General features: G+C 67.2%; 23 protein-coding genes. 7 read left to right on the top strand and 16 right to left on the bottom strand.

The window, feature by feature from the left end; all coding sequences use genetic code 11:
• Positions 1-72: 72 nt before the first annotated feature.
• Positions 73-2,217, bottom strand: a complete 2,145-nt coding sequence (locus tag A5705_RS19160; protein WP_067874966.1) for a 3-hydroxyacyl-CoA dehydrogenase NAD-binding domain-containing protein — start codon at positions 2,215-2,217, stop codon at positions 73-75.
• Positions 2,218-2,221: 4 nt separating this feature from the next.
• The gene (locus A5705_RS19155; protein WP_067874969.1) at positions 2,222-3,433 is read right to left on the bottom strand and encodes an acetyl-CoA C-acetyltransferase; all 1,212 of its coding nucleotides are present in this window, start codon (positions 3,431-3,433) and stop codon (positions 2,222-2,224) included.
• Positions 3,434-3,609: 176 nt separating this feature from the next.
• Here A5705_RS19155 and A5705_RS19150 point away from each other — a divergent pair, with 176 nt between their 5' ends.
• Positions 3,610-4,806, top strand: a complete 1,197-nt coding sequence (locus A5705_RS19150; RefSeq protein ID WP_067874972.1) for a pyridoxal phosphate-dependent aminotransferase — start codon at positions 3,610-3,612, stop codon at positions 4,804-4,806.
• Position 4,807: 1 nt separating this feature from the next.
• Here A5705_RS19150 and A5705_RS19145 read toward each other — a convergent pair whose 3' ends face one another.
• From A5705_RS19145 to A5705_RS19130, 4 genes are read right to left on the bottom strand one after another with little or no spacing between them, the layout of a single operon-like run.
• Positions 4,808-5,242: an SRPBCC family protein gene (locus A5705_RS19145; RefSeq protein WP_067874975.1), complete on the bottom strand. Its 435-nt coding sequence runs from the start codon at positions 5,240-5,242 to the stop codon at positions 4,808-4,810.
• Positions 5,243-5,250: 8 nt separating this feature from the next.
• Positions 5,251-5,703, bottom strand: a complete 453-nt coding sequence (locus A5705_RS19140) for an SRPBCC family protein (RefSeq protein WP_082956561.1) — start codon at positions 5,701-5,703, stop codon at positions 5,251-5,253.
• Positions 5,704-5,761: 58 nt separating this feature from the next.
• Positions 5,762-6,847, bottom strand: coding sequence for a CaiB/BaiF CoA-transferase family protein (locus tag A5705_RS19135; protein WP_156738277.1), 1,086 nt, complete (start codon positions 6,845-6,847; stop codon positions 5,762-5,764).
• A complete protein-coding gene (locus A5705_RS19130; RefSeq protein WP_067874985.1) occupies positions 6,847-7,299 on the bottom strand; it encodes an SRPBCC family protein in 453 nt (150 codons plus the stop codon). The genes A5705_RS19135 and A5705_RS19130 overlap by 1 nt, the downstream gene beginning before the upstream one ends.
• Positions 7,300-7,358: 59 nt before the next feature.
• On the opposite strand from A5705_RS19130, the gene A5705_RS19125 reads away from it, so the two are divergent.
• The gene (locus A5705_RS19125; RefSeq protein ID WP_156763163.1) at positions 7,359-9,032 is read left to right on the top strand and encodes an alpha-keto acid decarboxylase family protein; all 1,674 of its coding nucleotides are present in this window, start codon (positions 7,359-7,361) and stop codon (positions 9,030-9,032) included.
• Here A5705_RS19125 and A5705_RS19120 read toward each other — a convergent pair.
• The 4 genes from A5705_RS19120 to A5705_RS19105 are packed head-to-tail and all read right to left on the bottom strand — an operon-like array spanning position 9,029 to position 11,389.
• The gene (locus A5705_RS19120; RefSeq protein ID WP_067874991.1) at positions 9,029-9,214 is read right to left on the bottom strand and encodes a bacterioferritin-associated ferredoxin; all 186 of its coding nucleotides are present in this window, start codon (positions 9,212-9,214) and stop codon (positions 9,029-9,031) included. The genes A5705_RS19125 and A5705_RS19120 overlap by 4 nt on opposite strands.
• Before the next feature lie 9 nt (positions 9,215-9,223).
• Positions 9,224-9,847 (bottom strand): fatty-acid--CoA ligase, encoded by a 624-nt coding sequence (locus tag A5705_RS19115; protein WP_067874995.1) that lies wholly within the window; start codon positions 9,845-9,847, stop codon positions 9,224-9,226.
• 10 nt (positions 9,848-9,857) lie between these two features.
• Entirely contained in the window at positions 9,858-10,538 is a 681-nt protein-coding gene (locus A5705_RS19110; RefSeq protein ID WP_067874998.1) for a twin-arginine translocation pathway signal, read from the bottom strand.
• Positions 10,514-11,389 carry a hypothetical protein gene (locus A5705_RS19105; protein WP_231964244.1) on the bottom strand — a complete coding sequence of 292 codons (876 nt, stop codon included), beginning with the start codon at positions 11,387-11,389 and terminating at the stop codon, positions 10,514-10,516. Before A5705_RS19105 ends, A5705_RS19110 begins: the two co-directional genes overlap by 25 nt.
• A 466-nt stretch (positions 11,390-11,855) precedes the next feature.
• Here A5705_RS19105 and A5705_RS29035 point away from each other — a divergent pair, with 466 nt between their 5' ends.
• Positions 11,856-13,325 carry a PecA family PE domain-processing aspartic protease gene (locus A5705_RS29035; RefSeq protein ID WP_068279274.1) on the top strand — a complete coding sequence of 490 codons (1,470 nt, stop codon included), beginning with the start codon at positions 11,856-11,858 and terminating at the stop codon, positions 13,323-13,325.
• Positions 13,326-13,363: 38 nt separating this feature from the next.
• On the opposite strand, the gene A5705_RS19095 is transcribed toward A5705_RS29035, so the two are convergent.
• Together A5705_RS19095 and A5705_RS19090 are read right to left on the bottom strand one after the other, a co-directional pair.
• Positions 13,364-14,821, bottom strand: coding sequence for a FadD3 family acyl-CoA ligase (locus tag A5705_RS19095; protein WP_082956559.1), 1,458 nt, complete (start codon positions 14,819-14,821; stop codon positions 13,364-13,366).
• A 75-nt stretch (positions 14,822-14,896) separates the two neighbouring features.
• A complete protein-coding gene (locus tag A5705_RS19090; RefSeq protein ID WP_067875011.1) occupies positions 14,897-16,087 on the bottom strand; it encodes an amidohydrolase family protein in 1,191 nt (396 codons plus the stop codon).
• Positions 16,088-16,216: 129 nt separating this feature from the next.
• Between A5705_RS19090 and A5705_RS19085 the strand changes: the two genes are divergently transcribed.
• Entirely contained in the window at positions 16,217-17,077 is an 861-nt protein-coding gene (locus tag A5705_RS19085) for an alpha/beta fold hydrolase (protein ID WP_068279269.1), read from the top strand.
• Positions 17,078-17,126: 49 nt separating this feature from the next.
• Here A5705_RS19085 and A5705_RS19080 read toward each other — a convergent pair whose 3' ends face one another.
• Entirely contained in the window at positions 17,127-17,549 is a 423-nt protein-coding gene (locus tag A5705_RS19080; RefSeq protein WP_067875017.1) for a lipoprotein LpqH, read from the bottom strand.
• A 120-nt stretch (positions 17,550-17,669) separates the two neighbouring features.
• Here A5705_RS19080 and A5705_RS19075 point away from each other — a divergent pair, with 120 nt between their 5' ends.
• Both A5705_RS19075 and A5705_RS27360 read left to right on the top strand, forming a co-directional pair.
• Positions 17,670-18,416 (top strand): enoyl-CoA hydratase/isomerase family protein, encoded by a 747-nt coding sequence (locus A5705_RS19075; protein WP_068279266.1) that lies wholly within the window; start codon positions 17,670-17,672, stop codon positions 18,414-18,416.
• Entirely contained in the window at positions 18,413-18,841 is a 429-nt protein-coding gene (locus A5705_RS27360; RefSeq protein WP_082956558.1) for a hypothetical protein, read from the top strand. Before A5705_RS19075 ends, A5705_RS27360 begins: the two co-directional genes overlap by 4 nt.
• On the opposite strand, the gene A5705_RS19070 is transcribed toward A5705_RS27360, so the two are convergent.
• A complete protein-coding gene (locus tag A5705_RS19070) occupies positions 18,757-19,467 on the bottom strand; it encodes a TetR/AcrR family transcriptional regulator (RefSeq protein ID WP_067875026.1) in 711 nt (236 codons plus the stop codon). The genes A5705_RS27360 and A5705_RS19070 overlap by 85 nt on opposite strands.
• Before the next feature lie 219 nt (positions 19,468-19,686).
• Between A5705_RS19070 and A5705_RS19065 the strand changes: the two genes are divergently transcribed.
• Positions 19,687-20,961 (top strand): cytochrome P450, encoded by a 1,275-nt coding sequence (locus A5705_RS19065; protein ID WP_068279263.1) that lies wholly within the window; start codon positions 19,687-19,689, stop codon positions 20,959-20,961.
• Between the two features lie 27 nt (positions 20,962-20,988).
• Here A5705_RS19065 and A5705_RS19060 read toward each other — a convergent pair whose 3' ends face one another.
• On the bottom strand, positions 20,989-21,270 hold the full coding sequence (locus tag A5705_RS19060; protein ID WP_369803301.1) for a cytochrome C oxidase subunit IV family protein: 282 nt from the start codon (positions 21,268-21,270) through the stop codon (positions 20,989-20,991).
• A 6-nt stretch (positions 21,271-21,276) separates the two neighbouring features.
• A complete protein-coding gene (locus A5705_RS19055; protein WP_369829612.1) occupies positions 21,277-21,798 on the bottom strand; it encodes a cytochrome c oxidase subunit 3 in 522 nt (173 codons plus the stop codon).
• Positions 21,799-21,826 lie beyond the last annotated feature (28 nt).

Raw genomic sequence — 21,826 nt, 5'->3', positions numbered from 1 at the left:
AGCCAGTTATATCTCGACGCGAGCAAAAGCCCCCCAACACACCGTGTTCGGGGGCCTTCGCACACGCGGAAACTACGTCAGCGAACCCGGCGGGTTGAAGCGCTCGCCGTACTTCTCGGCAAGCTCGCGGGCCCGGGCCACGAAGGCCTCCTTGCCCGTACCGGCCGGACCGGAATACCCGACGATGAACTGCGCGCTGCCACCGGTCCACGGCGGGAAGCCGATGCCCATGATGGACCCGATGTTCGCGTCGGCGGTCGACGTCAGCACGCCCTCGTCGAGGCACTTCTGGGTCTCGAGCGCCTCGGCGAACAGCATCCGGTCGATCATGTCCTGCAACGGCGGCTGTGACGAGCCCGACTTGAACGTCTCGCGCAGCCCCGGCCACAGGCCGGTCCGCTTGCCGTCGACGTACTCGTAGAAGCCCGCACCCTTCAACCGGCCGGACCGCCCGATCTCGATCATCTTCTCGACGACGGCTTCCGCCGGGTGCGGATCGTAGGTGCCGCCGGCGTCCTCGACGCCCTTACGGGTGGCGACGGCGATCTTGTGCATGAGTTCCAGGTTGAGCTCGTCGGACAGCTGCAGCGGCGGCGCGGGGTACCCGGCCTGCGAACCGGCGTGCTCCACGCTGGCCGGCTCGACGCCCTCACCGAGCATGGCCAGCGCCTCGTTGACGAAGGTGCCGATCACGCGGGAGGTGAAGAAACCGCGGCTGTCGTTGACGACGATCGGGGTCTTGCCGATCGCCAGGGTGTAGTCGAACACGCGGGCCAGCGCCTCGTCGGATGTCTTTTCACCCTTGATGATCTCGACGAGCGGCATCTTGTCGACCGGCGAGAAGAAGTGGATCCCGATGAAGTCCTCCTGCCGCTTCACGCCGGTCGCCAGACCGGTGATCGGCAGCGTCGAGGTGTTGGACCCGAGCACCGCGTTCGGCTCGACGACGTCCTCGATCTCCTGGAACACCTTGTGCTTGAGGTCCTGGTTCTCGAACACCGCCTCGATCACGAAGTCGACGCCGGCGAAGTCCGCCGCGTCGGCGGTCGGCGTGATGCGGGCCAGCAACGCGTCGGAGCGCTCCTTGCTGGTCTTGCCGCGTTCCAGCGCCTTGGCCTCCAGCTTCTCGGAGTAGCCCTTGCCCTTCTGCGCGGCCTCGAGGCTGACGTCCTTGAGCACCACGTCGAACCCGGCCTTGGCCGAGACGTAGGCGATGCCGGCGCCCATCATGCCGGCGCCGAGCACACCGATCTTGGTGATCGGGGTCTTGCCGATCCCCTCCGGACGCGAGCCGCCGCCGTTGATGGTCTGCAGGTCGAAGAAGAACGCCTGGATCATGTTCTTGGCGACCTGGCCCGTGACCAGTTCGGTGAAGTAGCGGCTCTCGATGCGGGTGGCGGTGTCGAAGTCCACCTGCGTGCCCTCGACGGCCGCGGCCAGGATGGCGCGCGGCGCCGGCATCGGCGCGCCCTTGAGCTGCTTGCGCAGCAGCGACGGGAACGACGGCAGGATCGCCGCCAGCGCCGGGCTGCTCGGGGTTCCGCCGGGGATCTTGTAGCCCTTGACGTCCCACGGCTGGGTGTGGGCCTCGGGGTTGGCCTTGATCCACGCCTTGGCGGCGGGCACCAGTTCCTCGACGCTGGAAACGATTTCGTCGACCAGCCCGTTGTCCTTCGCCGCGGCCGGCTTGAACCGGGTGCCCTGGCTCAGCACGTTGACGAACGCGTTCTGGATGCCCAGCATCCGCACCGTGCGGGTGACGCCGCCGCCACCGGGCAGCAGACCCAGCGTGACCTCGGGCAGGCCGATCTGAACGCCCTTGACGTCGGCGACGATGCGGTGGTGGCAGGCCAGCGCGATCTCCAGCCCGCCGCCCAGCGCCGCGCCGTTGATGGCGGCCACCACCGGCTTGCCCAGGGTCTCCAACGCACGCAGGTCGCGCTTGATGTCCTCGACCTCGGCGAAGACCTCGCCGGCGTTCTCCGGGCCGGCGTTGATCATGTGCTTGAGGTCACCGCCGGCGAAGAACGTCTTCTTGCCGCTGGTGATCACCACGCCGGTGACCGAGTCCTTCTCGGCGACAAGGCGTTCCACGGCCTTGTGCATGGACTCCTTGTAGTGCTCGTTCATCACGTTGGCCGACCCGGTCGGGTCGTCCAGGGTCAGGGTGACGATGCCGTCGGCGTCCTTGTCCCACTGAATCGTGTTCTCTGCCATGGTCTTAAACCCTCTCGATGATCGTCGCGACGCCCATGCCGCCACCGATGCACAGCGTGATCAGCGCGCGACGGGCGTTGCGGCGCTCCAGCTCGTCGACCATGGTGCCCAAGATCATGGCGCCGGTGGCGCCCAGCGGGTGACCCATCGCGATGGCGCCGCCGTTGACGTTGAGCTTCTCGTCGGGGATGTTCAGGTCCTTCTGGAACTTCAGCACGACCGACGCGAATGCCTCGTTCAGCTCGAACAGGTCGATGTCGTCGACGGTCAGGCCCGCCCGGTCGAGCGCCTTCTGGGTGGCCGGCGTCGGGCCGGTCAGCATGATCGTCGGGTCGGAGCCGGTGGTGGCGGTGGCGACGATGCGGGCGCGGGGCGTCAAATTGCCCGCCTTCCCCGCCTTTTCCGAGCCGATCAGCACCAGCGCGGAGCCGTCGACGATGCCGGAGCTGTTGCCTCCGGTGTGGACGTGGTTGATCTTCTCGACCCAGTGGTACTTCTGCAGCGCCACGTCGTCGAAGCCGGCCATCGCGGCCAGCCCCTCGAAGGCGGGCTTCAGCTTGGCCAGGCCCTCCATGGTGGTGTCGGGGCGCATGTGCTCGTCGTGGTCGAGGATCAGCAGGCCGTTCTGGTCGCGGACCGGCACCACCGACTTGGCGAAGTAGCCGCCCGACCACGCCTCGGCCGCGAGCTGCTGCGAGCGCAGCGCGTAGGCGTCCACGTCGTCGCGGGAGAAGCCCTCGATGGTGGCGATCAGGTCCGCACCGATGCCCTGCGGCACGATGTAGGCGTCGTAGGAGGTGGCGGGGTCGGCCATCATCGCGCCGCCGTCGGAGCCCATCGGCACGCGGCTCATCGACTCCACACCGCCGGCGAGCACCATGTCGTCCCAGCCGGAGCGGACCTTCTGGGCGGCGGTGTTGACGGCTTCCAGCCCGGAGGCGCAGAAGCGGTTGAGCTGCACGCCGCCGACGGTGTCGGGCATGCCGGCCGCGATCACCGCGGTGCGGGCGATGTCGCCGCCCTGGTCACCGACCGGTGACACGCAGCCCAGGATGACGTCGCTGATCAGGTTCTCGTCCAGGTCGGGATTGCGCCTGCGCAGCTCCTCGATCAGGCCGACGACCAGGTTCAGCGGCTTGACCTCGGTCAACGACCCGTTCTTCTGCTTGCCGCGCGGGGTGCGGATGGCCTCGTAGACGAAGGCTTCTTCGGACATGTCGGGTTCCTCTTCACAAATGGGGGTTCGGATCCGGATTACACCCTAAACCAACCTGTTGGTTGGGAGTAATGGCGCTGGCCAGAACGCCGAATGTGCGGCCAGCCGCACGCTCGGCGCCGAACGTGCGGCCAGCCGCACGCTCGGTGGGAGCGCCGGCCTTAGGCTCAACCTCTATGACGGTGTCGCGGCTGCGGCCGTACGCGACGACGGTGTTCGCCGAGATGTCGGCGCTGGCCACGCGGATCGGCGCGGTGAACCTCGGCCAGGGCTTTCCCGACGAGGACGGGCCGCCGGCGTTGCTGAAGGCCGCGCAGGACGCCATCGCCGCGGGCGCGAACCAGTACCCGCCCGGGATCGGGATCGCGCCGCTGCGCGAGGCGGTCGCCGCGCACCGGCGGCGGCATTTCGGCGTCGAGTACGACCCCGACACCGAGGTGCTGGTGACGGTCGGCGCGACCGAGGCCATCGCCGCGGCGGTGATCGGGCTGGTCGAGCCGGGCTCGGAAGTGATCCTGATCGAACCGTTCTACGACTCCTACTCCCCGGTGGTGGCGATGGCCTGCGCGCACCGCGTCGCGGTGCCGCTGGTCCCCGACGGGCGCGGCTTCGCCCTCGACGCCGACGCCCTGCGGCGCGCGGTGACGCCGCGGACCCGCGCGCTGATCGTCAACTCGCCGCACAACCCGACCGGCACGGTGTTGAGCGCGGCCGATCTCGCGGCCATCGCGGAGATCGCGGTGGCGGCCGACCTCCTCGTGATCACCGACGAGGTGTACGAGCACCTGGTGTTCGACGGCCCGAACGGCAGGAAGCACCTGCCGCTGGCCGCCTTCGACGGCATGGCCGAGCGCACCATCACCATCTCCAGCGCGGCCAAGATGTTCAACTGCACCGGGTGGAAGATCGGATGGGCTTGCGGGCCAGCGCAACTCATCACCGGGGTGCGTGCGGCGAAACAGTATCTGAGCTACGTCGGCGGGGCGCCGTTCCAGCCGGCGGTGGCCCTGGCGCTGGACACCGAGGACGCCTGGGTGGCCTGCCTGCGCCGGTCGTTGCAGGCCCGGCGGGATCGGCTGGCGGCCGGGCTCACCGAGATCGGCTTTGCGGTGCACGACAGCGACGGCACCTACTTCCTGTGCGCCGACCCGCGCCCGCTCGGGTACGACGACAGCACCGCGTTCTGCGCGGCCCTGCCGGAGAGGGTCGGCGTGGCCGCCATCCCGATGTCTGCGTTCTGCGATCCGGCGGCGTCCCACGCGGCTGAACAAGCCAAGGTATGGAATCACCTGGTGCGCTTCACGTTCTGCAAACGCGACGACACCCTCGACGAGGCCATCCGGCGACTGGCCGCGCTGCGCGAGGGCGCCTAGCCTAGCCCTGCATCACCCGCTTGCGGAGCCCCTCCAGCGCGGCGTGCAGGATCTTCTTGCGGGCCCGGTTGATCAAGAACTCCGGCAGTGGGGCCGACGGCTCGACGGTGATGCCGAATCGCACGCGGGTCGTGTCGTCGCCCTCGCGGGTCAGGTTGTACTCGCCGTGCTGGCCGTGTTGGTGGATGGTCTTTTTGGCGTCCCACACCATCCAGTCCGGTCCCCAGTGGTACTCGAGCAACTGCGTGTCGATAATGCCCATCACCCGGATCGTGACCTTCACGTGGCACGGCCGCCCGTCGGGATAGGTGTCGATGACTTCGGCCTTCTTGTGCACCGCGGACCACGACGGCACGGTGTCCATGTCGGCGAGCGCGTCCATGATGACTTCGGGAGGCGCGTCGATGACGATTTCCGACGAGGCTTGTACGGCCACTGCTGCAACTAGGTCGGGGTGGCCGAATCCCCGCCGCCGACCAGGTCGCTCAGTCCCTTCACCGCGGAATCGAGAACGTTTTCGGTGGCCCGCTTGACGACGAATTGGGGTATCGGCCCCGCCGGTTCGACGGTGATGTCGAAACGCACGCGGGTCTTGTCGATGCCCTCGGGTTTGAGGTTGTACTCGACGTGCTGGCCGTGCTGCTGGGCGGTCCCTTTGACGTCATAAACCACCCAGTCGGGGCCCCAGTGATATTCCAGGATCTCTTTGTCGACGAGCCCGAAGATCCTGATCTTGGTCTTGACGTGGTGGGGCCGGCCGTCGGGGTAACGGTCGATCACCTCGATGTGCTTGTGCAGCGGCGACCACGACGAGAGGACGCCGACATCCGTCAGCGCCTCCATGACCACTGCTGGCGGCGCGTCAACGACGAATTCTCGTGATGCTTTTACGGCCACTCGGATCAACTTAACCCCGCCGCCCCCTGCGTGGGCAGTGTTCGCCCGAAATCTCGGCTTACCAGCCGATTTCGGCGAGCGGCGTGGTGGTCGCCGGCGGCGGACCGACCGGCCCGGCCGGCGTCCTGGAGAAGCGCGGCGCGGGTGCGGCCTGTTCGACGCCATGGGCCGTGATCACCGTCGACCGCGCGGTCAAGTGGTCGTTCGTGGCGGCTTCGCTCCAGCTCAGCACCGGTGTGACACAGGCATCGGTTCCGGCGAAGGTTTTCGTCCACTCGTCGCGGGTCCGGCCGGCGAACCGCTGGGCGAACACCTCGTACATCCTTGGGTACGAACCGATGTCGAGCTGGCCGGGCACGTCGTCGGGAGAAAGGCCCAGCCCGGCCAGCAACGCCGCGAAGAACTGCGGCTCGATGGCGCCGACGGCCATGTACTTGCCGTCGGAGGTCTCGTAGCAGCGGTAGAACGGGGCCCCGCCGTCGAGCAGAAACGATTCACGCTCGTCGCGCAGTGAACCGGTCGACTTCATCGTCCACATCATCTGAGCGAGCAGGCTGACGCCGTCGACCATCGCGGCGTCGACCACCTGACCCTTGCCCGAGCGTTCCCGCTCGTACAGCGCTACGGCGATGCCCAGCAGCACCAGCATCGAACCGCCGCCGAAGTCGGCGACCAGGTTCAGCGGCGGCATGGGCGGACGATCCCGGTAGCCCAGCGCCGAGAGGGCGCCGGTCTGCGACAGGTAGTTGATGTCGTGGCCGGCGGTGTGGGCCACCGGCCCCTGCTGCCCCCAGCCGGTGATCCGCGCGAAGATCAGCCGGGGATTGACGGCCGCGCAGTCGTCGGGGCCGATGCCGAGCCGCTCGCAGGTGCCGGGACGAAAGCAGTCCAGCAGCACGTCGGCCCTGGCGGCGAGATCGAGCAGCGTTTCCGGCTGGGTCTTGACGTCCAGGTCGACGATCCGCTTCCCGCGGTGCAGCAGGTCGCGGTCCTCGGGCGGCATCGTCAGGCCGCCGGGTCGCCGCACCCGCACCACGTCGGCGCCCAAGTCGGCGAGGATCATTCCGGCGTGCGGTCCCGGTCCGATGCCGCCGAGTTCGATCACCCGCACCCCCGCCAGGGGGCCGCTGCCGCCCACGGTGATTACTGGCCCTTCTTGACTTGCAGCACCCGCTCGCGCAGCGCCTTCGTCGCCGAGTCGATCGTCCCTTTGACGGCGCGCTTGAGGACGAAGCCGGGTAAGGGAACGTTGGGGTCGGCGAAGAGATCGAACTTGACCAGCGTGGCTTCTCCCCCGGTGCCCTGCGGCACCAAGGTGTACTTCCCGTCCTGCGCCTTCTGCTGGGCGGAGCTCACCAGCTTCCAGCTGACCTCGTTGGCGCCCCAGGTGTAGGCCACCACCTGTTCGTCGGTGATCCCGGCGACCTTGACCTTCATCTTCACCTTGCGGGGGCGCCCATCGTCCCCGGTCTCGAGCACCTCGGCGCTCTGATGGGGTTCCGACCACTCCGGCATCGCTTCGAAATCGGCGATGACGTCCAGAATCTCCTCCGGGCCGGCTTCGATGACGATGTCGCGGGATTCTTTGATTGCCATGGCCCGCACAATAGGCGAACGGCGTGCCGGCCGGAACGGTTTCGAGCGGGCGTACCGTCGTGCTTGTGACTGATCCCGTCTACACCGTCGGTGACTACCTGCTGGACCGCCTCGCCGAGCTCGGTGTCTCCGAGATCTTCGGCGTTCCCGGCGACTACAACCTGGCATTCCTGGATCACATCGTCGCGCACCCGACGATTCGGTGGGTGGGCAGCGCCAACGAGCTCAACGCCGGTTACGCCGCCGACGGGTACGGACGGCTGCGTGGAATGTCAGCCGTGGTAACGACATTCGGGGTCGGCGAGCTCTCGGCGGCCAACGCGATCGCGGGCAGCTTCGCCGAACACGTGCCGGTCGTGCACATCGTGGGCGGCCCGTCGAAGGACGCGCAGGGCACCAGGCGCGCGTTGCATCATTCGCTCGGCGACGGCGACTTCGAGCACTTCTTCCGGATCAGCCGCGAAATCACCTGCGCCCAAACAAATCTCATGCCGGCAACCGCCTGCAGGGAAATCGATCGGGTGCTGAGCGAGGTGCGCGAACAGAAGCGGCCGGGTTACATCCTGCTGTCCACCGACGTGGCGCGCTTCCCCACCGAACCGCCCGACGCGCCGCTGCCGCGCTACACCGGCGGCACCAGTCCGCGCGCGTTGGCGCTGTTCGTCGAGGCCGCGGCGGGGCTGATCGCGGACCACCGGCTGACCGTGCTCGCCGATCTGCTGGTCCACCGCCTGCAGGCCGTCAAAGAGCTCGAGGCGCTGCTGTCCGCGGACGTGGTGCCGCACGCCACGTTGATGTGGGGCAAGAGCCTGCTGGACGAGAGCTCCCCGAATTTCCTTGGTATCTATGCGGGTTCGGCAAGCGCCGAATGGGTGCGCACGGCGATTGAAGATGCGCCGGTGCTGGTCACGGCGGGGGTGGTGTTCACCGACATGGTCAGCGGCTTCTTCAGCCAGCGGATCGACCCGGCGCGGACCATCGACGTCGGGCAGTACCAGAGCAGCGTCGCCGGTGAGGTTTTCACCCCGCTGGAGATGGGCGCCGCACTGGAGGCGTTGGCCGGCATCCTGGTCCGGCGCGGCATCACCTCCCCGGCCGTGGCGTCGCCCCCGGCCGAGCCGCCGCCGCCCGCCCCGGCGCGCGATCAGCCGCTGACCCAGCAGATGGTGTGGGACCGGCTCTGCGTGGCGCTCACACCGGGAAACGTGGTCCTCGCCGACCAGGGCACGTCGTTCTACGGCATGGCCGATCACCGGTTGCCGCAGGGAGTCACCTTCATCGGCCAACCGCTCTGGGGCTCAATCGGTTACACGTTGCCCGCAGCGGTCGGCGCCGCGGTGGCGCATCCGGAGCGCAGGACCGTGTTGCTGATCGGTGACGGGGCCGCGCAACTGACCGTCCAGGAGCTCGGAACCTTCTCCCGCGAGGGGTTGTCCCCCGTCATCGTCGTGGTCAACAACGACGGCTACACCGTCGAGCGGGCGATTCACGGAAAGACGGCCCCTTACAACGACATTGTGAACTGGACTTGGACAGAGATCCCCCGGGCGCTCGGGGTGGCCGACCATCTGACGTTCCTGGCGCAGACCTACGGCGAGCTCGACGACGCCTTCACCGCGGCGGCCGAGAACCAGGATCGCATGGTGTTCGTCGAGGTCGTCCTGCCGCGGCTGGACATACCGCATCTGCTCGGCCAACTCGTCGGTCCCATGTCGCCGAAGGGCGCCCGCTAGAACGGGTGCGCGGCCCGTCCCGGTGGCGACGAGCGCAGTATCGCCTGGATGGTTCGCCGGCAACGCCCGCAGTCGGCGCCCGCCCCGCACGCCCGGGCGACATCCTTGGTCGTCGACGCCCCGGAAGCGACGGCCTCGGCCACCGTCTGGCTGGTGACGCCGTTGCACAGGCATACGAACATCGCGGGCGCTCAGTCCCCCTCGATGCGCATCATGTCGAAGAACCGCCCGACGAACAGGGGCGGGTAGGCACCGACGCCGGCGCCCGACATCCATTGCGCCGCGGCGTCGGGATGCTCGATCCACCGCCGCGCGCCCTCCTCGTCGGGAAACTCCTGCAGTATCAGGACCTCGTGCTCGTCGTCGAAAGCCTGGAAGACCCAGGTCTTTCGGATGCCGGCCGCGGTGAACCTGTCGATCGCCGAGCGGACGCCCGCGGTCAGGGTCGACACGTCCTCGACGGAGGCGATCGCGCACACCACCACGCCGGGCGCCCCCGGCGCGGGCGGCTGCGGCACGTACCGGTCCACGATCTCGCCGGCGAAGACGGCCGGGATGTCCTCGACCCCGGCGGCGTCGAACCAATCGAAAAACACCCGTGAGCGCAGCAGTTCCACGATGGGCTCGCGGCTGTGCACGCCGATCATCACCAGCACGCGGCCGTAGTCGTGGGTGGACGTGTAGACCAGCACATGGTGTGCGCCGATGTCGGCGAGCGCCGCCTTGTTGCGCTCGAGCAAGGGCCACACCCGGGTGGGGTCGGGGACGCGATAATCCGACGCGATCACCATCGAGTGGATATCGCCGGTGCTCAACGCGACAGCCCTATACCGGGTTGAACGACGAAATCAGCCATCTGCCATTGGCTTTCGTCAGCGTGACCGACACGCTGCTGTTGGTGAAGGTCGGCTCGGGCCGGTCCTTGCTCTGCGTGCTCTGGTTGACGAACAGCAGCACGACGGCCGAACCCGGGTGCAGCTCCGACACCGCGGCATGAAGCACGACGGCGGTGGTCTTCACCGATTTCTGCTTGGCGGCCGGGGCGACGATCTGCTGGGTGAATTGGTCGTAATAGGACAGGAAGTCGCCGGTCAGATGCGACTTCGCGGAAGAAAAGTCGCGGTCGAGGGTGTCGGGCGAATACGACAGCACCGCCACCGTGCCCTCGCTGGCGGCCGAGATCGCCGCCTTGTTGGCGGCCGCATCGGTGGCCCGGTCGGGCCGGTAGGTGAACCAGTACAGGCCGCCGAGCAAGCCCAGCGACGCGACCACGAGCAGCGCCAGCAGAGCTGGGAGAACCTTTCCCGACGAGCGCTTTCTCGCCTGCGCCACAAGGTGCTTCAGCCGACCCTGCCCCTTTCGCCCGCCGTCGACGGCGTCGACGTCCTCGGCGGGCTGTTCGGCGTCGGTCGTTTCGACCTCTGCGACCTCCCCGGTTTCTTCGACCTCAGCCGTCTTCTGGGCCGATGTTTCTTCTGCGGTCACGGCACGAACTCGACTTTCGATATTTTGAGCTGGCCACCGTCGCGGGCGACCGTCACGATCAGCCGGTAATTGCGTGGATCCTGTTTGGCGCCGGCCGCGTTCGTGACCTCAGAGGTGGAGGCAACCAGTACCACCGCCGAATCCTTGGTCATCGTGTCCAGTTCCACCGCCGCAGCCTGAACGCTGCCTTGCGACACCACCTTCGACTGCTCCACCACCTTGGTGAAATCGTCGGCCATCTTCAGGAAGTCGTCCTTGAACGAGCCGGTGGAGTTATCCAGGATGCGCTGCACCCCTTGCTTGGCGTTGTTGAAGTCCAGCGACGTCAGGGTCACGACCCCCTGGCGCGCCGCGGCGACGAACTCGGCCGCACGCTGACGCTGCTGGACCGCGTCGCGATGCTCCTTGATCATGTAGCCGCTTCCCGCCAGCGCGGCGAGGATGACAACGATCGCCAGGCTTGCGGCAAGCGTGGACCACTTGGGCCGGCGCAGGCGTCCGGCAAGTCGGCCCCGGCGCGGTGCCGGCTGCGCCGTGTCGGCGGACGCATCCTCGGCCTCCGCGACCGGTTCTTCGGTCTCGGCGGTTTCCGGCTCGCCCACCGCCTCGGTGTCGTCGACGTCCGCCTGGGAGTCGGGTGCCTCGGTCTCGGCGGGTTCCGTTTCATCCGCCTCGGCCGGTTCTGCCGGGACGGCCGCTTCGGTGACCCGTTGCTTGGTTTCGGCGAGTTCGGCCTCGCGGCGCAATTGGATGGCCCGGGCGCGGGCGCGCGCTGCGGCGGCCAGGGCCTCCGCTTCTTCGGCCTCAGCCTCGGCCTGTTCGGCCAGCGCCCGGATTTCGGCGGCAGTGCTTGGGGTTTCGTCCTCGTTCACCGGAACCGATTTTTCGGCGGCATTCTGGCGGGTGCCGCCACTCACCGCTCACCAGCCCGACAACACGGCTGTCCGTGACTCAATGCCAAACTCCTCTATCGCTTGCCCGTCGCGGCAAGTCCGCTTCCGGCCGCGCCGTTGGGCAACCCTACTCGGGCTGCGCGCCGGCGCGCGAGCACTTGCGCCGATATCCTTCCGCCGCGAATCTCGTGAAGACCAGGAGAGCCACGTTATCACCTTCTCCTGTGCGTGCGGCCGATGCTGGCGCGCCGGCGCGGCACAAATGCGTAACATGCTGTGGAAACGTGGTTCTCGTATCTGGCATACGGCAGCGCGTGTGCGTCTACCGCCCTACGCGCTGGCCAACCCTTGACAGGCCTATCAGACAGGCTGCCGGTACGTGTCGTATGGCGCTAAACTGCGTTGCACCGATGGCGGGTGCGCGATTCGCGGTGAGAGGGCAACGATGTCGTACGTGCTGGCGGCTCCGCAGATGCTCGGTGCGGCGGCGACCGACGTGGCGGGCATCGCTGCGGCACTGGACGCAGCCAACGCCGCGGCGGCGGCGGCGACCAGCGACGTGGCAGCCGCCGCCGGGGACGAAGTCTCAGCTGCGATCGCGTCGTTGTTTTCTTCGTACGCGCACGCTTATCGGGCACTCAGCGCTCAAGGCAACGCATTTCAGGCCCGATTCGCGCAGGCGCTGAACGCCGCCGGGGAGTCTTACGCGGTGTCGGAGGCGGCCGGTGCGTCGCCGCTGAAGACCCTGGAGAACGACGTTTTGGGGCTGGTCAATGCCTCCAGCAACGCGCTGACCGGTCGACCGCTGATCGGCGACGGCGCCAACGGCTACACCAACTCCCAAGGGGTAGGGACCCCGGGCGGGGCCGGCGGATGGTTATACGGCAGCGGCGGCAAAGGCGGCGACAGCACCTTCGCCGGGGCCGCCGGGGGTGCCGGCGGGCCCGCGGGTCTGATCGGCAACGGCGGCATGGGCGGGGTCAGCGGGCCGGGCGGTCCCGGCGGACCGGGAGGACGCGGCGGCTGGCTATGGGGCACGTCCGGCGCGACCGGGGCGAGTACACCATTACCGGCGAACGAAATCCTCGTGCAGGTGGATCAGTTCGGCAGGCCGATCGTGAACATCTCCATCGGCGGCGGACCGACGGCACCCGTCGTGTTCGACACCGGATCCACCGGCCTCGTGGTCCCGCCCCAAGACGTCGACTTGGCGAAGCTCGGCATGAGCACCGGGTCGAGTCAAGTCACGTACGAGGACAACAGCTCCAACTTCAAAACCGTCTACTACAACAAGTACACAACCACGGTGGATCTCGGGAATGGAATCGTCACCACGCCGATCACCGTTGGCGTGGCCACCTCCGCGACGCAGACGATAAACGGGGGCACTCCGATACAGATCCCGCTTTCGTCCCTGACCGCGTTTCTCGGCGTCGGCCCGAACGACGGGCACCCATTCCCCGACCCCGTGACGCTGGCGTTGCCGGGAAACCTCAGCCAGGGTGAACTCATCAACGAACCGGCCGGTGTCGTTGCCTTCGGCCCCAACCCGCTAACTCCCGTCGCATCGGTTTCCGGAGCGCCGCATACCAGTGGCCTGCAGGTACAGATCGACAACGGGCCACTCCACACCGTGAGCGACTCGCTCATCGACTCCGGCGGGAGGGCCGGATCCATCCCGATGTCCGCCGCGCCGAATTTTCCCGTCGACGAGCCCCTGCCGATCGGAACGACGATCACGGTCTATACCAGCACCGGCCAGGAGTTGTACTCGCAGACGGTCACCTCGCCCTACACCCCGCAGGTCGCGTCGTCGGGTAACCCGTTCAACAGTGGGAATTATCCGTTCACGCTGGGACCGATCTACGTCTCGAACAGCCCCGCCGGTGTTGGAACGACATTTTTCGACGCCTGACGCGAGACGTTTCGGGCCCACGACAGCCAGACCCGGTCCTAACTCAACAAGTCCTTGACCACTTTCCCGGTGGCGTTGAGCGGCAGCGCTTCCCGAAACTCCACCGACCGCGGCACCTTGAAGCCCGCCATGCGTTCGCGGCACCAGCCGATCAATTCCTCAGCGCTGACAGTATTTTTGCGGTCGTTGCAGACCACGAACGCCTTGCCCACCTGCCCGAGCCGCTCGTCGGGAACGCCGATCACCGCCGCCTGCGCGACGGCCGGGTGGTGCATCAGGAAGCCTTCGATCTCGGCCGGGTAGGCGTTGAATCCGCCGACGATGAACATGTCCTTCTTGCGTCCGACGATGCGCAGGCGGCCCGCCTCATCCAGGTTGCCCAGGTCTCCGGTGTGCAGCCAGCCGTCGGCGTCGATCGCGTCAGCGGTCGCAACGGGATCGTCGAGGTAGCCCTGCATGACGCCGTAGCCGCGGACCAACACCTCGCCGTCCTCGGCGATGCGCACCTCGACCCCGTCGCAGGGCAGCCCCGCCGTGGTGGCCACGTCCTCGAAGGAATCACCGGGCCGGGACAGCGTCACGTTGCCGGCCTCGGTGAGGCCGTATCCGGTCATCAACGTCTGGAAAGGCAATTCGCCGTGGATGCGGCGCACCAGTTCGACGGGAATGTCGGCCGCGCCTGTCACGCCCGCCCGCAACGTCGAAAACTTGGCCTTATCGCGGACCGTCAGCAGCGAGTGATACAGCGTCGGCGGACCGGGGAGCATCGTGATGCGTTCGCGCTCAATGAGATCCACGACCAGGTCGACTTCGAACACCGCGACCGGCAGCATCGTCGCGCCGCGCAGGAACGACGCGATGAGCCCGGCCTTCAAACCGAACGTGTGGAAGTACGGGTTGATCTGCAAATAGCGGTCACCCTCGCGCAGGTCCGCCAGCGTCGCCCACTCGTCGTACATGCGCAGCGTCTGGCGGTGATTCATCATCGCGCCTTTCGGGCGCCCCGTCGTGCCCGACGTGAAGATGATGTCCGAGACGTCGTTGCCATCCACCGGCCGCTCGAACGGCGAACCGCTGGAAAGGAAGTCGGACTTCAGATCGAAGACGGGTATCGCCGGCGGCGCAACGTAGTCCTGGTCCAGAAATCCTTTTTGCACCAGCACGGCCTTGGCGCCGCTGCGCGCGATGATGTCGCCCGCTTCCTCGGTCTTGAATCGGGTGTTCACCGGCACCAGCACGCCGCCCGCGGTCAGCAGTCCGAATGCGGCGATGATCCACTCGGCCGAGTTCGGTCCCCAGATCGCGACCCGATCGCCCTTGTCGACACCGAAGTCCGCGAAAGCTCCTGCGGCACAACGAATCCGCTCGACGATTTCGGTAAACGTGAAACGCAGCGGACCGTCGACGACCGCTTCCGCGTCGCCGAACCGGTCCGCCGCGCTCAAGACCATCTCGGGGATGGTCCGCCACTCAGGTTCGATTGGCCGGCTCCTCATCGCGCTTCGCGTCCCCCTCGCCGCTTCACGGCTGGGGGTACCCCCACTGCGACGTCGCCGACCGGCGGCGAGCCGTCACACCGTGACGAGCCGACCGAGGTTGCCGCCCATGATCTTCGCCTGGTCGTCAACGGACAGGTGCGACAGCGCGTTGACGTAGAAGGTCGGCTCGGCCAGCCCTTCGGGGTGCGGCCAGTCCGAGCCGTACAGCACCCGGTCCACGCCGACGAGGTTGACCAGATCGTCGATGCCGTCCTCGAAGAACGGGCTGACGTGGATGCGGCTCTTGACCATCTCGACGGGGTCGCTCGGGAAGACTTCCGGCGCCTTGCGGTAGACCTCGGCCAGCCCGTCCAGCAACGGGGTCATCCACTTGGAACCGGCCTCGACGATCGCCACCTTCAGCTTCGGGTGGCGGTAGAGCGCGCCGTGGATCACCCACGAGCCCACCGCGTCCTGGATCGGCCGCCACTCGTTGAGGATGCCCATCGCATTGGTCTGGAACGGCAGCATCTCCTGCTCGGCGCCGTCCCACTCGGAGGTGTAGCGGGAGTAGCCGCTGTCGCTCGAGTGCATGCCGACCAGCACGTCGTGCTCGACGACCCGCTCCCAGAACGGGTCGAACTCGGGCACCGCGAACGACCGCGGGCCGCGGAAGCCGGGGACGGGAGCCGGGCGGATCAGGATGCAGCGCGCACCGCGCTTGACCGCCCATTCCAGCTCCTCGATCGCCTTCTCGACGATCGGCAGGGTGATGACCGGGGTGGTGAAGATCCGGTTCTGGTAGTTGAAGCCCCAGACCTCATCGAGCCATTCGTTCAGCGCGTGGATCAGGACGTGGATGGCCACCGGGTCGTCGCGCAGCCGCTCCTCCAGCAGGCTGGCCAGCGTCGGGAACATCAGGGTGCGGTCCAGGCCCAGTTCGTTCATCTTCTCCAGCCGCGGGCCGGGCTCGAAGAACGCCGGGATCGCGCGCATCGGCTCGCCGAACAGCTCGCGCTTGCTTTTGCCGTCCGGGTTGCCGTACTTGAAGTACTCCTCCCACGCGCCCGGGCGGGCGACGACCTCGAAGGTCGGGTTGGGGATGTAGTTGCTGATGTGGCCGCGGATCGCGATCTTGGTGCGCCCGTTGATCTGCACGTACTGGACGTAGTCCTTGTACTCCTTGGGCAGGAACTTGGTCAGCGCCTCCGGCGGCTCGTAGAGATGGTTATCCGCGTCAAAGATCGGGAACGGGACGTCCTCCCGATGTGACAGCTGCCCCATGAAATCCTCCTTCGCAATTTGGGAGAATATTATTCTCGTATCGCGGATGCCGCAACTGCCAGTGGTCTCGTCGCCGTGGGCACAGACGCGATACATTGCACGCGGGGCACAGGACACGAATGGAGTCACATGGCCAGGCGCGATTTCCGCCGCCGATTCGTCACCTCCCCGGACGGCACCCGCATTGCCTTCGACAGCATCGGCGCGGGGCCCGGCGTCGTCGTTCTGTCCGGCTCGCTGGCGCCGCCGGCCCGATATCGCCGCTTCGCGCAGGCTTTGGCCGGATCACACACCGTACATGTGGTCCAGCGACGGGGTCGCGGCGCAAGCGGTCCCCAAGGCGAGGCGTACGGGATGGATCGAGAGTGCGACGACGCTCTGGCGGTCCTGGAGGAGACCGGCTCCCGACACCTGTTCGGACACAGCTTCGGCGGACTGACCGCCCTGCAAACGGCCCTGCGGGCGCATCGCGAGCAACTTCACTCCGTGGTGGTCTACGACGCCGCGGTGAGCGTCGCCGGTTCCATGCCGCTGGGATTCCTGCCCTCGTTCACCCGGTCCGTCGAAGAGGGACGTCACGCACGTGCGATAGCCGAGCTGACCCGCGGCCTCCAGATCGGGCGTCACCTCGACAACCTGCCTTTCGGGGTGACTCTGGCGGTCAGCCGGCTCGGGGTGAACACCGTGTGGAAAGCCGAACGCGAGGTGCTGCCAACGGTTCCCAAGGAAGGGCGAGAGGCGTTGCGTCTGGACGGACCGGCGTCGGCATACGACGCGATCTCGACGCCAGTGCACTTCATGGTCGGCCAACACAGCCCGCCCTACTTCCGGACGGCGGCGACCGCAATCGCCGCCAGGCTGCCGGCCGCGGGCGTCACCGACATGCCGGGCCTGGACCACCGCGGTCCGCTGGCGCGACCGCGACCCGTCGCCGAGGCCTATGTGAAGACGTTACGTGCGACCGTGTCCAGCGAGCGGCGAGAGCCCTAGAGAGTACGGCCTTTTGGGGACGCTCGGCGGCGACTAACGAACCCCCCGGTCAGCAGGTCGCGACGATTTTGAACGACGCGGAAGCCGGTTCGCCCGGCTTGTCGGTCTTGTAGCCGTTGGCGGTCCCGGTGATCGTGAACCGCTCACCGCTCAGGGTCATGTCCGCGTTGCCCCCGTCATGCGCCGAGTACATGCCGGTGAAGCCGCCCAGATTCTGGATTCGCACCGACTCGGCGGTGAGCGGCTCGGCGCGTTGGTCGATGACGACCTTCGCCCCGGCGAAATCGCCGCCGATCTCGATCGTCCGATACCACTCCAGCTGGCTGCACTTGACCACATGGATGTTCGCGTCGTTGCCGTTGACCGACACCGACGCGGAGCTGGAGATCGGGCTTTGCGGCTTCGGGCTGCAGGCGCCGACGCCGGTTACGGCAAGCGCCGCGGCGGCAATCGCCACGATTCGGTTACGCACTCGGCCACCTCGATCCCGCTGACGACAGTTCTTGGCCTGCCGCGATGATGTTATTCTCCCCGCAAGAGAATGCCAATATCGGCGATTCCCGGCCGTCCCGATCATTGGAGCGATGACCACATGGTGGACCTGGAGCTCGATGACGGGCTGGCGGTGCTCACCATCGATCGCCCGCACGCGCGCAATGCCATCGCCCTGGACACCATGGAGCAGCTGGAGAAGGCGATCGACGCCGCGGCGGGTGCGCGCACCCTCGTCATCAAGGGCGCGGGCGATCGGGCGTTCGTCTCCGGCGGGGATCTCAAGGAGCTGAGCGCGCTGCGCACCGAGGCAGACGCCGCCGCGATGGCCAGACGGATGAGGTCGATCTGCGACCAGCTGGCGGCGTTTCCGGCGCCGGTCGTGGCCGCCCTGAACGGCCACGCCTTCGGCGGCGGCGCCGAATTCGCCGTCGCCGCCGACATCCGGGTGGCCGCCGACGACATCAAGATCGCCTTCAATCAGGTGACGCTGGAGATCATGCCGGCGTGGGGCGGCGCCGAACGACTGGCCGCGATCGTCGGAAAGAGCAAGGCGTTGCTGCTGGCGGGCACGGGAATGACCCTCGGTGCCGCGGAGGCGGAGCGGATCGGCTTGGTGGACCTTGTTTTTCCCCGCGCCTCGTTCGACGACGGGTGGCGATCGGTTGCCACGTCGCTGGCCCGCCACCCGGCTGCCGAGATAAAACGGGTAATCAGCGGCGTTTCCGCTGATGAAGCGATAGCATCCTTTGCACGGCTGTGGGTTGCCGACGCCCACTGGCAGGCCGCAGAGCGGGTGATGAACCGCACCGCCAGTCCGCGCCCGGCAGCCGGAGGAGCGAGATGACCAGCACCGCGAAGAAACTGTTGGGCCTCGGCTCGGCGATGTTGCTCGGCCTGGCGGCCTGGCCGGTCAACCCCGGGCGGGCGCACGCCGACCCGGTCTTCCACCAGGTCGTGTACGTCGTCTCGTCCACGAGCCCGGCCTACGTGGACATCTTCTACCAGGATCAGGATCCGACGCTGTTCTCCGACTACAGCCACAACCCCTATGTCTTCACGCCGCAGGTCCACGCCGATGTCGGGCCGGGTAAGCCATGGGTGCAGCCGGTGAACCTGCTCAACCCCGATCAGTGGGCGATGGTCACCGCCACCACCGGTCATGAACCGATGGCAGCGGGCGGCATTCAATGCGATTTGTCGGTGGACGGCAAGGTAGTGGTCTCCAAGATCGGCCCCAAAGGGGCGCTCTGCTCGTTGCGAACCTGGTGAACGACCCAGGTGGGCGGCACCCCGGCAATGGGCTGCGGCTCACCCTCCAGGCGGCGCAGGTAACTCTCGACCAGCTCCAGGGTTTCGGCGTGACCGCCGGCAATCCCAACGGCCTGCTCGAGCACCAGGAACCGCGACAGGCTGGTCATCAGGACCGTCCACACCACCGGCGACACGTCCTCGCTCTCGGCGCCGTAACGCTGCAGCGCCGCGGCCACCACCTGACGCTGCTCCTCGCGGAAACGTTCGGCGTAATAGGCGATTTCGGCTCGCATCTCCTTGCGGTGGTTGGCCAGCGCCATGAACTCCATTGAGATGCGGGTGAACCCGGGATCGGTGCCGAATCTCCACAGCGCCCACAGCGGCTGACGGCTTTGCAGCGCTCGCGCCTGCACGCGCAGGCCCTCCTCGGCGCGGCGGCGGAAGACGTCGAGGAAAAGCTCGTCCATGGTGCGGAAGTAGTAGTGCACCAACTGGGGTTTGAGCCCGGCGCGGCTGGCGAGCCGGCGCGACGTGACGGCCGCATAGCCCTCTTCGATCATCAACTGCTCGGCCGCATCGAGCAGCAGGCCGCGGTTCTTCGCGTCCGGCGCCCCGAGCCTGCGGGCCGCGGAAGCAGACGACATGCCTTTGACTCCGTACTCTCGACGTACCGGCGACACCTCGGTGTCGCCATGCCCGATCGTAGCCAGGTCGGGAGTCGGCCGGGCGTGGCGACCTTGACCCTGACATTACCGCCATGCTAAGCAGGTGCTCAGCACTTCACGCATATCGGACTTGGGCGGCGCAGAGTCTCGCCGCCGAACCACCCTTCGGCCGGCGCCGCTTTTGGAGGCACGCACAACATGAGCGACTTCGACACGATCGATTTCTTCACCGATCAATCTCTCGTTCCCGATCCGCACCCCTACTTCGACTACCTGCGTAGCCGGAACCGGGTGCTGCGACTGCCGCACCACGGCGTCGTCGCGGTCACCGGCTACGAGGAGGCCTGCGAGGTCTACAAGGACCCCGACACCTTTTCGAACATCGTCGCGCTGGGCGGGCCGTTCCCGCCGCTGCCGTTTACGCCCGAGGGCGACGACATCAGCCCGCAGATCGACGAGCACCGCAGCTACTTCCCGATGAACGAGCACATGGTCACCATGGACCCGCCGGATCACACCCGCGCCCGGTCGGTGCTGGCCAAGCTGCTGACACCGAGCAGGCTGAAACAGAACGAGGAGTTCATGTGGCGGCTCGCCGACCGCCAGCTCGACGAATTTCTGGTCACCGGCCGCTGCGAATTCATCGGCGAATACTCAAAACCGTTCGCCACCTTGGTGATTGCCGACCTGCTCGGCGTTCCCGAGGAAGACCACAAGGAGTTTCGGGTCGTGCTGGGCGCCGACCGCCCCGACGCGCGGGTGGGTGCCCTCGACCATGAGAGCGTCGGCATCAACCCGCTGGAATGGCTCGACGACAAGTTCTGCTCCTACATCGAGGAACGGCGGCGCGAACCGCGCAACGACGTGCTCACCTCCCTCGCGACCGCGAAGTATCCGGACGGATCCACGCCCGAGGTCATCGAGGTGGTTCGTTCGGCGACGTTCCTGTTCGCGGCCGGGCAGGAAACCACGGCCAAGCTGCTGAGCGCCGCGCTGCAGGTGATGGGCGACCGGCCCGACATCCAGCAACAGCTGCGTGACGACCGCACCCTGATCCCGGGGTTCATCGAGGAATCGCTGCGGATGGACAGCCCCGTCAAGTGTGACTCGCGGCTGGCGCGGAAGGCCACCACGGTTGGCGGCGTCGACATCGCTCCGGGCACCGTCGTCATGGTGCTGCCGGGCGCGGCCAACCGCGATCCACGCCGGTTCGAGAACCCGCACGAGTTCGACCTCCGCCGCAAGAACGTCCGCGAGCACATGGCGTTCGCGCGCGGCGTGCACTCGTGCCCGGGTGGGCCGCTGGCCCGAGTCGAAGGCCGTGTCTCCATCGAGCGCATCCTGGACCGGATGGTCGACATCAAGATCGACGAGGCCGAGCACGGGCCCGCCGGCGACCGCCGCTACACGTATGAGCCGACGTACATCCTGCGCGGGCTCAGCGAGCTGCACCTGACCTTCACGCCGGCCTGACTGCCGAGCAGGCATCGGCGCCGCGCATCACCGCATCGTCATCCCGGCGAAGTAGCACGCCAGCAGGCTCACGGCGATCAGGATCACCCAGGCGTCCGTCAGGCGGCACAGCAGGGCCGGCGCTTGCCTGACTTCCATGAACTCGCGAAAGATGATGCGCACCTTGATAACCGCGATCACGATGACGCTGGACGTGACCGCCGCGCTGGGCCCACGCGAACCACCCGCCGAGTGGTCGATCGCCAGGTAGGCCAGCGTGAGCGACGCCAGCACCAGCCAAACCACCAACAGCCGTTTGTTGAATGCGATCACCGGTCACCTCACCACGTACAGCAGCGCGAAGATGAGCACCCACAGGAAATCGACCGTGTGCCAGTAGGTGGCGCAGGTTTCGATGATTTCCTGAGATCGCCGGGCGGTGCTTCGAAGTTGGTAGACGACGACACCCAGCACGAAGAAACCGATCAGCAGGTGCACGAAATGAATTCCGGTGAGGAAGAAGTAGTAGGTGAAGAAGTCGTTGCTGGCGAAGCCGTTTCCCCCGCGGACCAACCGAACCCACTCGAACACCTTGAAAAAGAGGAACACCGCGGCGAAGGCGAAGGTGATGAAGACGTCCCGGAGAGCCGCTCGGTATGCGCCGGCCCGCGACGACTGGACGCAGCGCGCCACCGACCAGGAGCTCAGCAACAACACCAGCGTGTTGACGACCCCGATGCGCAGGTCGAGCTGCGCCTGCGAGTGCAGGAAGAGCTCCGGGCTTCGGCTGCGATAGAACAGGTAGAAGCCGAAATACCCGGTGAAGACCAGCGTTTCGAACAGGACGAACACCCACATGTCGGGCTGGCCGGGCACGAATCGGGCG

Origin of the sequence: Mycobacterium sp. E787, from assembly GCF_001668725.1 — a bacterium.
Taxonomy (GTDB): Bacteria; Actinomycetota; Actinomycetes; order Mycobacteriales; family Mycobacteriaceae; genus Mycobacterium.
Note: the sequence above shows the minus strand (reverse complement) of the source record. Positions and strands in the feature narration are given on the sequence as shown.